This is a genomic window from Archangium lipolyticum, assembly GCF_024623785.1.
Classification (GTDB): domain Bacteria; phylum Myxococcota; class Myxococcia; order Myxococcales; family Myxococcaceae; genus Archangium; species Archangium lipolyticum.
On sequence record NZ_JANKBZ010000004.1, the window covers coordinates 120,265 to 132,876 of the forward strand.

The following is a 12,612-nucleotide window of genomic DNA, read 5'->3' on the forward strand; positions in this document are numbered from 1 at the left end:
GGAATGAGGAACGGAGCCGCGCTCGGCCTGGCCCTGATGGTGTTGATGCACTCGCCGTGGACGGCGTCGGCGGCCACGCCCAACAAGCCAGGCACCAGACCCGAAACGGAAGCGACGCTCCCCTGGTCCCGGAACGTGCCACAGGAAGACCAGGACGCGGCCTATGTCCTGTTCCGCGAGGCCAACGGACTCCTGAAGGAGTCCTTCTTCCGCCAGGCCAGCGAGAAGTACACCCAGGCCCTGGAACGTTGGAAGCACCCAGCCATCCACTACAACCTGGCGCTGGCCCTGATGAATCTCGACAAGCCGGTCGAGGCCCATCAGCACCTGGAGTCGGCGATGCGCTACGGCCCCGAGCCCCTCGAGGAGGAGAAGTACGAGTACGCCCGCACCTACAAGGCCCTCATCGAGAAGCAGCTCACCCGGGTGGAGTTCAGCTGCGACACCCCTGGCGCCATCGTGACATTGGATGGACAGCCGCTGTTCACGGCCCCCGGCCATTACGTGGGGATGGTGCGTCCTGGCGCGCACAGCCTCGTGGCCACCAAGGAAGGCTACCTGCCCACGGACATGAGCCGGACCTTCATGCCCGGGGAGCAGCTCACCCTCGACCTCAAGATGTGCACCGTCGAGGAGTGCACCGTGTACAAGCGGCGTTGGCCCGTCTGGATGCCCTGGGCGGTGGTGGGGTCGGGCATGGCGGTCGCCGCGGGCGGAGGTCTGCTCCAACTCCAGACCAGCCAGAGCTACGACACCTTCGACGCCGGAATCCGGGAGTGTGGCGGATGCTCGATGAGGGACAAGCCGGACCTCGCCGCCCTGCGCACCCGGGGTGACAACCTGCAGCGGGCGGCTTTCGGCGCATATGGCATTGGCGGAGCCGCGCTCGTCACCGGCGCGGTGCTGCTCATCCTCAATCAACCCCAGGCCCACCGCACCGACCCGAACAAGCCGAACCATGCGGTGGATGTCACACCGCTGCTCGGCGGTGACACGAACGGCGTCCTGGCCACGTTCCGCTTTTGAGGTGCACGATGAAACGCGAGACCCTTCCCCCTGTTCGTCGAGCGCCCCTGCTCCCACTGGCGCTCCTGCTCCTGCCGCTCGCGGCCTGCCTCACCCCCGAGAGCGTGGACTGTCCGCCCGAGCTCGTCTGCCCCTCCGGACAGAGGTGCGCCGCCAGGCAGCCCGCGTGCATCAAGGATGATTGCGGTGATGGCGTCGTCCAGGCCGGCGAGACCTGCGATGACGGCAACATCGAAGACGGGGACGGCTGTAGCAAGACCTGCAAGTCGGACGAGAGCTGTGGCAATGGCGTCATCGACCTCACGTCGGAGGGGGGCGTCACCCGTAGAGAGGCCTGCGATGACGGCAACACCATCAATGGGGATGGCTGCAGTGCCGACTGCCTCTCGAGTGAGTTCTGCGGGAACACCATCGTGGACAAGGTTGCCGGCGAGGTATGTGACGACGGGAACAGGGCCAATGGCGATGGCTGCGACGCCGATTGCCTGTCCAACGAACAATGCGGGAACAAGGTCGTGGACACCGCCATTGGCGAGGTGTGCGACGACGGGAACAACACCACCGGTGATGGGTGCAGTGCCGACTGCCGCTCGGGCGAACAATGCGGCAATAGCAAACTCGACCCTGGCGAGGTGTGCGAAGACAACAACAGTGACAACACCGACAATTGCGTCGCCTGCCATCCAGCCAGGTGCGGAGATGGGTTCCTGCACAAGGGCGTCGAATCATGCGATCCCGGACCCGCCGGTAGCTCGCCGACCTGCAATTTCAACTGCACGACGAACAAGTGCGGCGACGGCATCGTGAACACCAGTGCCGGAGAACAATGCGATGACAGCAACGCCGTCGACACGGATGGCTGCACGGCTTTGTGCCAACTGGCTCTGTGCGGCGACGGCATCGTGAACACCAGTGCCGGAGAGCAGTGCGACGACGGAAACAAAGACAACGGGGATGGATGCACAGACTCGTGCCAATTGGCTCGTTGTGGTGATGGATACGTGAATGCCAGTGGCGAAGAGCAGTGCGAACCCGGGCTAGACGCGAACTGCAATCACAACTGCAAGTGGAATCAGTGCGGTGACGGCATTGCGAACATCAGCGCAGGCGAAGCATGTGACGACGGAAACAAGGAAGAGTGCGGCACCTGCAATAACGACTGCAAAAGGAACCAGGATCTAACCAGCGCAACCGGACGTATCATCGGCGTGCCAGCCGATACAATCACCGATGGCTCAAAGATTACCTTCAACAAGGGTCTAGAAAACGAGCGGGTCTTTGAGTTCGACAATAACGACAAGAAAACAGACGGCAACATCAGAATAGCCATCGCAGACTGGCAAGACTCCGACAGTGTTGCCGAAGCCATCCAGCATGCCATCAATCATCAATACAATGAAAACAACGGCTTCGACTGGCGTGTATCCGGCCGTTCTTGGAATGTCGTAATGCTCGAGTACAGGGCCGCAGGCCGGATTGACGAGGGCAAGAACATCACGGAGTCTGTTCCTGTTGGCGGCTTCTTCGCGGAACGGCTGACCCGTGGTTTCGGCTATGACTGCCCCACGAATACGGGGTGCAAGCGTAACGAGGACTGCAATTCCCAGAAGTGCACCATTCCACCGGGTCAGGTGAAAGGAACCTGCCAGCCCTAGCGAGCCAGGGTCGTCAATCTCCCCGCTCGACTCAACCGTGTCGGGCGGGGCGGACGACCCTGGCCTGCAAGCGCCTGTAGAGTTCCATCACCAGCAACAACTCCTCCGCGGTCCGCTGCTCGATGGCGCGGTAGTCGCCGCTCTCGTAGCTCTCCCACACGCCCTTGCTCGAGCCCTTCTTCTCGCGCAGCCCCAGGCGCCCGGCCATCTCCTTGGTCGTCTTGGGGTACAGGATGGGCTCCTCGGGGAAGAGGAAGCTCGCCTCGTTCGCCAGGTCGATCGGCCGGGCCTTGAAGAAGACCTCGAACAGCTCGGCCGGATCGGCGATCTCGTTGAAGAGCGAGCGGCAGTAGAGCGCCGGCAGGTCGAACTTGGCGATCCCCGCGCCACACACCACCAGGTCCGTCGCGGGCTTGCCGAGCACCCGCACGCCCTCGGCCCGCTGGCGCTTCCACTCCTCCTCGAAGCGCGCCTTGATGGCCCGGAGCAGCGCGGCCTCGGACTCGAAGTCCCACAGCCACAGCCCCTCCACCTCGGGTGCCTCTGGGATGGACTGCTCGAAGCGCTTGCTGAAGAAGCAGCCCCCGAGCAGCACGTGGCCCGGCCTCGCGGGATTGACGACGAGCGAGCTCAGGCTCGTGGCGCGCTCGCTCGGAGGCGCATAGGCCTCCAGGTCGAAGAACAGCATGGCCACCTCGTCGGGGGGTTCACCGAGAGGTGCACGCTAGCATGGAGAGCTGACGGGCAGCCGCTCCCCGGCGCACGGGGAGCGGTCCAACACCCGGAGTCCAGGTCCTACTCGGAGCGGCTGGCCTGGCGGGAGCCGCCGGCCGCATCCGATGCGCGACCCGCGGAGGAAGCCGCGCGCTCCAGGATGGCCTTGGCTCCAGCCGGGATGCCACCCGCGGCCTGCTCGCCCTCGCGAGGCGGGGCCGAGGCGGGCGCGAGCGGCTCGCTGCCACGCGCCGCGTCATGAGCGGCCATCACCGGCATGTCGCCCGTGTTGCCACACGCGGGCGCGGCGACGAGGGTGTCGCGCACCGGGTCGCCGTAGCCGGAGATGAGCGCGGGCACGGAGGGGTTGTTCCACCCGTTGCCCCGGGTCTGCGCCACCTTGAAGTGCAGGTGGGGACCGCAGGACCAGCCGGTGTTGCCCGAGTAGCCGATGAGCTGACCCTTGCGCACCTTGTCGCCTGCCTTCACCACCACCGCGCTGAAGTGGAGGTACTGCGTCTCGACGCCGCCCTCGTGGGAGATGACGATGTAGTTGGCGTACTGCGCCATCTTCGGATCGCACGCGCCCTGATTGCTGTCACCGCGCGCCATGCGCACCACGCCGTCCTGAGCGGCGACGATGGGGGTGCCAACGGGCATGCGGAAATCCCAGGCGTAGGTGTCGTTCTGAAGGTGGCTTCCCGTGTCGTGGCCCTGGCTCACCGGGAACACCCGGCCACAGGCAAACGGGACGCCCATCTCGGGAACCACGGTGTTGCGGGCGGAGGGGACTGCCGGAGCGGAAGCAAGCAGGAAGAGCGTGGGCAGGATCATGGGTGGGCCGCGCATAAACGACGGAGTGCCCTTGCTGTATTTCAGACTCTTTTTCCGCTTTCCTGCTCGTCTCCTGGTTCCGGGAACAGGCGACCAGACAGCCTTGTTGGCTGCGCCGCCCGGGGACCCCGGGTGAGGGGGAACGACACACATGCGGCGAGAGACACGGTGGCTTCGGTGGATGACCCTGGGCCTGGGGCTCGGGATGGCGGCCTGCGCGACGAGCCCGGCCACTCCAGCCGCGAGTGGGGAGGCTCCCCCCGTGGAGCGCGTGGTGGCCTTCGTGGACGTGAACGTGGTGCCCATGGATGCCGAGCACCTGCTCGCCCACCAGACGGTGGTGGTGAGGGGAGAGCGCATCGTGGCCCTGGGCCCGGTGGACTCCACGCGAGTGCCCCGGGACGCGGTGCGTGTGGAGGGACAGGGCCGCTACCTGATGCCTGGGCTGGCCGACATGCACCTGCACCTGGTGCCGGGCACGGGAGAGCCGGAGGATCCCGCCGGCCAGGTGCTCGCGCTGCTGGTGGCCAATGGCGTCACCTCGGCGCGGGCGCTGGGAGGCCCCAAGGACACCCCGCGGCTGGTGAGGGACCGGGTGGCGCGCGGGGAGGTGCTGGGGCCCACGCTGCGCGTCGCGGGGCCCTCGTTGCATGGCAAGTCGGTGCGGGGACCGGAGCAGGTGCGACAGCGGGTGCGCGAGTACGCGGCGGCGGGCTACGACCTGCTGAAGACACACGGCTCCCTGGGCCGAGAGACCTATGACGCCATGATGGCCGAGGCACGCGCGCGAGGGCTGAAGGTGAGCGGCCACGTGACACCGGACGTGGGGCTCTTCCACGCGCTGGAGTCGGGGCAGCAGATCGAACATCTGGACGGCTACCTCAACGAGCTGCTGCCCGAGAACGACGCCGCGCGGGTGGAGGTGGGCCAGGTGGAGCTGGGTGAGCCGCTGGAGCGGATGGACCCGGCCCGCATCCCAGCGCTGGCGGAGGCCACGAGAAAGGCAGGCGTGTGGAGCTCACCCACGCTGGCCCTGTTCGAGACGGTGACGAGCCCCGAGGGCGTGGAGCCGCTGCGTGCGCGTCCGGAGCTGCGCTTCGTGCCGCAGGCCTCCGTGGAGGCGTGGACGCGGATGGTGGCGGGAGACGCGCAGATGGCGGGAGTACCGGCGGAGCGCAAGCGCCGGTTCGCCGAGCTGCGGCGGCAGGTGGTGCACGGGCTGTACACGGCGGGCGCGAAGCTGCTGGTGGGCTCGGACTCGCCGCAGCTCTTCATGGTGGCGGGCTTCGCGGTGCACCGGGAGATGGAGGCGCTGGCGGCGGCGGGGATTCCGGCCTACGGGGTGCTGGAGGCGGCCACGCGCAACGCGGCGGAGTACCTGGGCGAAGCGAGCACCTGGGGCACGGTGGCAGAGGGCCGGCGCGCGGACCTGCTGCTGCTGGACGCCAACCCGCTGGAGGACGTGCGGCACACGCGCGCCATCGCCGGGGTGATGGTGCGCGGGCGCTGGCTGCCGAGGAGCGAGCTGGACGCGATGCTGGAGCGCACGGCGGTGGTGGCGAATGCGCCGCCCCGGGCGAAGAAGAAGAACGTGGCCACCACCGCGTCGGCGGTCCCATGATGGAGCGAACCGGAGGGCACCGCATGGCGCGCATGGACAGCTACGTGGAGTACACGCTGGAGCTGCTGGAGCCACTCGGCCCCGTGCAGGCGCGCAACATGTTCGGTGGGTGGGGCCTGTACCAGGGCGGGAGGATGTTCGGCCTCATCGCCGAGGACCGGCTGTACCTCAAGACGGACGACACCACGCGCCCCGCCTTCGAGTCCGCGGGAGGCGAGCCCTTCGTCTACGACGCGGGCAAGGGCCGCAAGCCCGTCACCATGTCGTACTGGACGCCTCCGCCGGAAGCGAGCGACGACGCCCACGCGCTGCTGCCCTGGGCGCGCCGCGCGGTGGAGGCCGCCCTGAGGGCCGCCCAGAAGAAGCCCGCCGCGAAGAAGAAGCCCGTGGCCCCGGCGAAGAAGAAGCCTGTCCGCCGCTCGCGGCGTGCCTGACTGTCACCGGTCCTCACTTTCCGAACGAGCCCGGCGCCCTTCGTGGCGGCAGCCGCTATCCTGCCGCCTCTTCCTTCAACGGAGGCAGCACCGTGGCCGCAGACACCCTCTTCGCGAAGATCGTCCGAGGCGAGATTTCCTGCCACAAGGTGTGGGAGGACGACCGGCACCTGGCCTTCCTGGACATCCGTCCGCTGAGGCCCGGGCACACGCTCGTCATCCCCAAGGTGGGGGTGGACTACCTCTTCGACATGGAGCCCGAGGCATATGGCGCGCTGATGCAGGCGGTGCGCACCGTGGCGCGGCTGCTCAAGGAGCGCACGCAATGCCAGCGCGTGGTGGAGGTGGTGCTCGGCTACGAGGTGCCGCACGCCCACGTGCACCTCATCCCCACCGACTCCATGGCGGAGTTGCCCTCGTTCGCCGGCAGCCCGATGGACCACGGCGAGCTGGCCAAGCTGGCCGCGCGCATCCGCGGGCAGTGAGCCGCTGACGCGCCGGGACGACCCTCACCCCAGCCCTCTCCCAGAGGGAGAGGGTGCTGCTCAACCTCTGTCGCCGGGGAGGTACGACAGCTCGACAATGAACGTGGCCCCATTCCCTGGCTCGCTCTCGACGCGAACGACGCCACCGTGAGCTTCGACCACTTGCCGGGTAATCCAGAGCCCGAGCCCGAGTCCGCCGTAATTCCGTGAGGACACCGCCCGCTCGAATCGGTCGAAGATGCGAGCCTGGTCCTTGAGCGGAATGCCAATGCCGTTATCCCGGACGGACAGCCGCGCTCGGCCCTTCCCCGCGTTCACCCGCACTTCCACGGGTTTGCCAACCCCGTACTTGAGCGCGTTGGAGAGCAGGTTCGTTATCACCTGCTCGATACGCAACCTGTCCCACTGCCCCCTCACGTGCTCCTCCACGCTCACCCTGAGCTGACATTCCGACCGGGCCACCGCTTCGGCGAAACGGTCCACCACGTCGAGCACGAGTGCTGACAAGTCACACTCCTCCAACCGAAGCGTGAGTTGGCCAGTGCTGAGGCGGGCAACATCCAGAAGCTCATCCGTGAGCGCGGCGAGCCGCTCGGTCTGCCGCCGCGCTTTTTCCAATTTCTCCTTCAGGCGCTCCTCCCCCCTCTCCTTCACCATGCCCAGGAGTGATTGGACATGGAGTTGGAGAGTGGTGAGGGGTGTCTTCAGCTCATGCCCGGCAACGGACAGGAAATCATCACGCAGCTTCAGCGCCTCCAACAGCTCCTTCTCGATCCGCTTCCGGTGCTCGATTTCAGCTTCGAGCGCCTGGGCGCGCTGCTGGAGAACGGAGACTTCGCGCAGGCGCGCATCGAGGGACTCGGCTTGTGAGTACTTCTCGGTGGGAATGACGTGGGAGTGTGCGCAGCAGACTTCGTGGAACGCCTGCGCATCGTCCTTCGTGCGGAAGTTTCCCATCTCGTAACCACACAGCAGGCTGAAGGGGTGCTCCTTGCCGAGCTCGTTCCACTGCTCCTCCAGCAGCAGTGCGGCCTGCGGATTTCGCTCCTTCCAGAGCAGGTCCACCATCTCGCCGTAGGCACGAACACATGCCCCCCCAGCGTTCCGATGACTCCTGTCGAGAACCCCACCGATGACATCCCGGAAGCGACTCCAGTCAGGCAGCCCCCCGACCATGAACCTGGCCAGGGTGTCCCGAGCGTCGAGGAGGACGAGACGCCCGTCCTCGCAGGCACGCTCCACGTCGAAGCCCTTCGCCTTCAGCCGCTGCACCAGGCCCGCTCGGTGCGCTTCCGTGGCGATGATGACAGCGGGTTCACCCGCCTGGAACCCCGCGTCCACGAATCGCACCACCACGTCGAAGAGGAACGTTGGGTCCTCGTAGAACTGAACGGTGTGGTTGTCCTCAGCCCTCCGCGGATGCTGGTTCTGGCTGTGCGCTGAACGTCCGGGTGCGGAGGTCATCTCAACACCCTAACACCAAGGGGGGGAGTCCCCCCTCTCCTCCATTCGCCCTCCACTGCTCCAGGCAGGCGAGCTGCTCGCGAGCCCCGGCGCGCTCTCGACGCGAACGCGCCCCCCCATCCGCATTTTAACGATCTCACAGTTGTCCCTGCCTCTTCCGACCGTCAGCGGGTAGGTAGCAGCATGGAGTAACGAGCAGATGTCTCCGCCAGGACTTTCCCGATGAAGACCGACACGTCCTTGCCCGGACAAGCCGTCGACCTGACCAACTGCGCCAAGGAGCCCATCCACATTCCGGGCGCCATTCAGCCGCATGGCGTCCTGTTCGCCCTGCACGAGCCCGCGCTGACGGTCGCTCAGGTGAGCGCGAACGTGGCGGACGTCCTGGGCATCGAACCGGAGCTGCTATTGGGCCGCCCGCTCGAAAACCTGCTCGATGCGACCTCGCTGGGCCTGCTGACCGAAGCGCTGCGGAGCGACCGTCCCCAGGAGAACAACCCATTTCCTGTCACGGTGGGCTCGCGCGCCTTCGACGGAATCGTCCATCGCCACCAGGGCGCCACCCTCTTGGAGCTCGAGCCGGTACGGCCCATGACTGAGGGGAAAGATGGGTGGTCCCTCCAGCGACTCCTCCAGCGGGCCCTCGCCCGGTTGCAGGCGGCGGAGAACCTGCGCGAGCTCTGCGACACGGCCGCCGCCGAGGTGCGCCGGCTCACGGGGTTCGAGCGGGTCACGATCTACCGCTTCGATGAGGAGGACAATGGCGAGGTCCTGTCCGAGGACAAGCTGGAGGGCCTGGATGCGTATCTCGGCCTTCATTATCCCGCCTCGGACATCCCCCAGCAGGCACGCCGGCTCTACCTGCTCAACTGGCTGCGCATCATCCCCGACAGGGAGTACAGGCCCGCGCCCATCCTTCCCAGCCTCCGGCCTGACAACCAGCAGCCCCTCGACTTGAGCTTCTCCGTGCTCCGGAGTGTCTCGCCCATTCATATCGAGTACATGCGGAACCTGGGCCTCCGCGCCTCCATGAGCATTTCCCTCGTCCATGGGGAAAGGCTCTGGGGATTGATTTCCTGCGGGAACCATTCCTCGCCAAGGTTCCTCCCTTACGAGCTGCGGGCCGCGTGTGAGCTCATCGGCCGCATCACCTCTCAGCTGATAGGAGCCATGGTGGAGCTCGAGAAGGTGGAGCTCCGCAAGAAGCTGCGTGGGCACCAGGAGCGCCTGGTGGAAGCAATGCGGGCCGAAGAGGAAGAGGCCCTCGCCGGTCTCGTCAAGCAGCCAGCGGAGCTGCTGGGGCTCGCGGGAGCGAGCGGCGCGGCCGTGTTCCGCGAAGGCAGGTGCTGGACAGTGGGGCGTGTCCCTCCAGAATCGGCCATCGAGGGCCTCGTCGAGTGGCTGCGCGAGACGGTCAAGGAGGGCCTCTTCCACACCAGGGCCCTGCCTGGCCTCTACCCGCCAGCGGAGGCATTCAAGGAGGTCGCCAGCGGCCTGCTCGCGATCTCCCTTCCCAAGCCCGCCCCCGACTACGTCCTGTGGTTCCGGCCGGAGGTCATCCAGACGGTGAACTGGGGAGGTGACCCCACCAAGCCCGTCGAGCGGGAGGGACAGGAGCTACGCCTCCACCCGCGCCGCTCGTTCGAGCTGTGGAAGGAGGTCGTCCGCTCGACCTCGCCGCCGTGGACGCCGGCCGAGGTGGAAGCCGCCGCGGACCTGAGGCGCTACGCCATCGAGATGGACCTGGGGCATCAGGTGCTTCGGGAGCAGAAGGCCGTCCAGGCCAGGGACGACCTGGTGGCGGTCGTCTCGCACGATTTGAAGAACCCGCTCGGGGTCATCCATCTCCAGGTAGGGTCCATCCTCCGGGCCTTGCCTCTGGACCGCGAAGGCCCCTGGCGGCGGCTCCAGAACTCAGCCGAGCGCATCCAGCACGCGACGGAGCGGATGAACACCCTCATCCGGGACCTGCTCGACCTCGCGAAGATCGAGGCGGGACGCTTCGTCATCGAGCCCGCGCCGGAGGAGTTGGAGAGCCTGCTCGAGGAGTGTCTGGAGATCCTACGTCCGCTCGCGGAGCAGAAGCGGCTGTCCATCTCACAGCGGGTGAGTCATCCCGAGGTGCTGATCCGAGTCGACCGGGACCGGATCTTCCAGGTGCTCTCGAACCTGATCGGAAACGCCATCAAGTTCACCCCGGAAGGAGGCTCCATCCAGCTCACGATCGATCTGGTGGGCAAGGCCGTGAGGTTCGCCGTGAAGGACACCGGCCCAGGCATTTCCGCGGAGCAGTTGCCCCACCTGTTCAACCGGTACTGGCAAGCCAAGAAGCGTGCTCGGGAGGGCACCGGGCTCGGCCTCTACATCGCCAAGGGCATCATCGAAGCCCATGGGGGCCAGCTGTGGGCGGAGAGCCAGGTGGGCTCCGGCAGCATCTTCTTCTTCACGCTGCCGGTGGCCACCTGGCCCTGAGAAGCACGGGGTCACCCGTCCGCGCTTCCACGCGGACGGCGAGCCATGGACCTCAGGCCGCTCGGGGCTCGCCGCTCTTCTCCGCCTCGCGGTACAGCTCCTCCACGGCCTCGTCGTACTTCTTGAGCACGCTGCGCCGCTTGAGCTTCAGCGACGCCGTCAGCATGTCATTGGCCGTGGTGAAGTCCTCGCTGATGAGCAGGAAACGCTGCGGCTTCTCGTACCCCTTGATGCTCTTGGTGTACTCAAGGATCTGCTCCCGGTAGAGCTGCTGCACCTCCTCGCGCTTGAGCAGCTCGGGGATGGAGGTGATGTCCAGTCCCTTCTCGGCCGCCCACTTCTTCAGCGCCTCCATGTCCGGGACGATGATGGCCACGTTGAAGGGCTTGTTCTGCCCGTGCACCATCACGTTCGTGATGAAGGGCGAGAGCTGCAGCGCCTGCTCGATGGGCACCGGCACCACGTACTTGCCGTTCTCCAGCTTGTACTGCTCCTTGATGCGGCCGGTGATCCACAGGTACCCGTCGTCATCCAGGTAGCCCATGTCGCCGGTCCTGTAGCCACCGTCGCCCGTGAAGGCCTTCGCGTTCTCGTCGGGCAGGTTGTAGTAGCCCAGCATCACGTTGTGGCCGTGGACGACGATCTCCCCCTGCTTCGGGTCGCCCGTCTCGCTACGGTCGATCTCCACGCGCGTGCCGGGGATGGCCTTGCCCACCGAGCCGATCTTCCGGTTGCCGGGGAAGTTGGCCGTGGCGATGGGGGACGTCTCGGTGAGGCCGTAGCCCTCGTAGACGGTGATGCCAAGGTTGTCGATGAACTCCGCCACCTCGCGCGAGATGGCCGCGCCACCGCTGAAGGCATACTTCAGCCGGCCGCCGAACCGGGCGCGCACCTTGGAGAAGACGACCTTGTCGAAGAAGGTGTGCTGCACGTCCACCAGCAGGCTGTTGTCCTTGCGGTCCGCCAGCTCGCGGCGCTGCCTGGCCACCTCCAGGCCGCGGGTGAAGAGCATGCGCTTGATGGGCGACTCCGAGGCCATGCGCTTCTGCAGCCCGTCATAGATGCGGTTGAAGATGCGCGGCACCGAGAAGAGCAGCGTGGGCTTCACCTCGCTCAGGTTGTCGATGATCTTGTCCACCGCCTCGGCGATGCCCATGGCGGCGCCCATGGAGAACAGGCCGTGCAGCTCCACCGACTGGCCGAAGACGTGCGCCCACGGGAGGAAGGACAGGGAGCAGTCCGCCTCGGACATGGGGAAGACTTCGTGGATGGCGGCCACGTTGCGCGCGATGTTGGAGTGGCTGAGCATCACGCCCTTGGGGTTGCCGGTGGTGCCCGAGGTGTAGATGAGGCCACACAGGTCCGTGGGCTTGGGCTGCACGACGGGGCTGGGCGTCTCCGTGCCCCGGCGCAGCAGACAGGCGAAGCTGTCCGTCTCGTGCGAGGTGCCGGTGAAGCGGATGATGTGCTCGAGCTTGGGTAGCTGCGGCTGAAGTGCCTTCACCTTGGCGGCGATGGCATCCGTGGCGACGAACACCACCTTGGCGCCACAGTCATTGAGGATGTACAGCCACTCCTTCTCCTGCTGCTGCTCGTACATGGGGACGTAGGCAGCTCCCAGCGTGTAACAGGCATATGCACCCACCGCCCACTCGTGGCGGTTGTTGGAGATGACGGCCACACGGTCTCCGTGCGTCACGCCGAGCTGTGACAGGCCCCCGCGCAGGTCATCCACCATCTGACCGAACTGGATGTACGTCATCCACGTCCATTGGCCGTTCTTCTTCTCGCCAAACAGGTTGCGAGGGCCGTAGTGGGCAGTGCTCTGCAGGAAGATGTCGACCAGCGTCTCGAACTTGGGGCTCGCCATGTACTCGGGCTCCTTGGGTGCTGGGAGGTGGACGGTT

The 12,612-nt window shown here is 66.4% G+C and carries 10 protein-coding genes; 6 read left to right on the plus strand and 4 right to left on the minus strand.

Annotation, left to right across the window (positions count from 1 at the left end):
- The first annotated feature begins 3 nt into the window (after positions 1–3).
- The gene (locus NR810_RS10630; RefSeq protein WP_257450945.1) at positions 4–1,026 is read left to right on the plus strand and encodes a peptidase associated/transthyretin-like domain-containing protein; all 1,023 of its coding nucleotides are present in this window, start codon (positions 4–6) and stop codon (positions 1,024–1,026) included.
- 8 nt (positions 1,027–1,034) lie between these two features.
- Complete coding sequence (locus NR810_RS10635) at positions 1,035–2,681, plus strand: DUF4215 domain-containing protein (protein ID WP_257450947.1); 1,647 nt, start codon at positions 1,035–1,037, stop codon at positions 2,679–2,681.
- A 31-nt stretch (positions 2,682–2,712) separates the two neighbouring features.
- Here NR810_RS10635 and NR810_RS10640 read toward each other — a convergent pair whose 3' ends face one another.
- Both NR810_RS10640 and NR810_RS52070 read right to left on the minus strand, forming a co-directional pair.
- Positions 2,713–3,369: a hypothetical protein gene (locus NR810_RS10640; RefSeq protein WP_257450949.1), complete on the minus strand. Its 657-nt coding sequence runs from the start codon at positions 3,367–3,369 to the stop codon at positions 2,713–2,715.
- A gap of 107 nt (positions 3,370–3,476) precedes the next feature.
- Positions 3,477–4,229: a M23 family metallopeptidase gene (locus tag NR810_RS52070; protein ID WP_306818068.1), complete on the minus strand. Its 753-nt coding sequence runs from the start codon at positions 4,227–4,229 to the stop codon at positions 3,477–3,479.
- A gap of 151 nt (positions 4,230–4,380) precedes the next feature.
- Here NR810_RS52070 and NR810_RS10650 point away from each other — a divergent pair, with 151 nt between their 5' ends.
- From NR810_RS10650 to NR810_RS10660, 3 genes are all read left to right on the plus strand, one after another.
- Positions 4,381–5,850, plus strand: coding sequence for an amidohydrolase family protein (locus NR810_RS10650; RefSeq protein WP_257450960.1), 1,470 nt, complete (start codon positions 4,381–4,383; stop codon positions 5,848–5,850).
- A 23-nt stretch (positions 5,851–5,873) separates the two neighbouring features.
- A complete protein-coding gene (locus NR810_RS10655) occupies positions 5,874–6,284 on the plus strand; it encodes a TfoX/Sxy family protein (RefSeq protein WP_257450962.1) in 411 nt (136 codons plus the stop codon).
- A gap of 92 nt (positions 6,285–6,376) precedes the next feature.
- A complete protein-coding gene (locus tag NR810_RS10660) occupies positions 6,377–6,769 on the plus strand; it encodes an HIT family protein (RefSeq protein WP_257450965.1) in 393 nt (130 codons plus the stop codon).
- 60 nt (positions 6,770–6,829) lie between these two features.
- Here the strand turns inward: NR810_RS10660 and NR810_RS10665 are convergent, their stop codons facing one another.
- The gene (locus tag NR810_RS10665; protein ID WP_257450967.1) at positions 6,830–8,233 is read right to left on the minus strand and encodes an ATP-binding protein; all 1,404 of its coding nucleotides are present in this window, start codon (positions 8,231–8,233) and stop codon (positions 6,830–6,832) included.
- Between the two features lie 222 nt (positions 8,234–8,455).
- Here NR810_RS10665 and NR810_RS10670 point away from each other — a divergent pair, with 222 nt between their 5' ends.
- A complete protein-coding gene (locus NR810_RS10670; RefSeq protein ID WP_257450969.1) occupies positions 8,456–10,705 on the plus strand; it encodes an ATP-binding protein in 2,250 nt (749 codons plus the stop codon).
- A 52-nt stretch (positions 10,706–10,757) separates the two neighbouring features.
- Here the strand turns inward: NR810_RS10670 and NR810_RS10675 are convergent, their stop codons facing one another.
- Positions 10,758–12,575, minus strand: coding sequence for an AMP-dependent synthetase/ligase (locus tag NR810_RS10675; RefSeq protein ID WP_257450971.1), 1,818 nt, complete (start codon positions 12,573–12,575; stop codon positions 10,758–10,760).
- Between the last annotated feature and the right edge of the window lie 37 nt (positions 12,576–12,612).

Coding starts and splice junctions, on each gene's coding strand:
- NR810_RS10630 (WP_257450945.1), top strand. CDS start 4: ATGAGGAACGGAGCCGCGCTCGGCCTGGCCCTGATGGTGTTGATGCAC.
- NR810_RS10635 (WP_257450947.1), top strand. CDS start 1,035: ATGAAACGCGAGACCCTTCCCCCTGTTCGTCGAGCGCCCCTGCTCCCA.
- NR810_RS10640 (WP_257450949.1), bottom strand. CDS start 3,369: ATGCTGTTCTTCGACCTGGAGGCCTATGCGCCTCCGAGCGAGCGCGCC.
- NR810_RS52070 (WP_306818068.1), bottom strand. CDS start 4,229: ATGATCCTGCCCACGCTCTTCCTGCTTGCTTCCGCTCCGGCAGTCCCC.
- NR810_RS10650 (WP_257450960.1), top strand. CDS start 4,381: ATGCGGCGAGAGACACGGTGGCTTCGGTGGATGACCCTGGGCCTGGGG.
- NR810_RS10655 (WP_257450962.1), top strand. CDS start 5,874: ATGGCGCGCATGGACAGCTACGTGGAGTACACGCTGGAGCTGCTGGAG.
- NR810_RS10665 (WP_257450967.1), bottom strand. CDS start 8,233: ATGACCTCCGCACCCGGACGTTCAGCGCACAGCCAGAACCAGCATCCG.
- NR810_RS10670 (WP_257450969.1), top strand. CDS start 8,456: ATGAAGACCGACACGTCCTTGCCCGGACAAGCCGTCGACCTGACCAAC.
- NR810_RS10675 (WP_257450971.1), bottom strand. CDS start 12,575: ATGGCGAGCCCCAAGTTCGAGACGCTGGTCGACATCTTCCTGCAGAGC.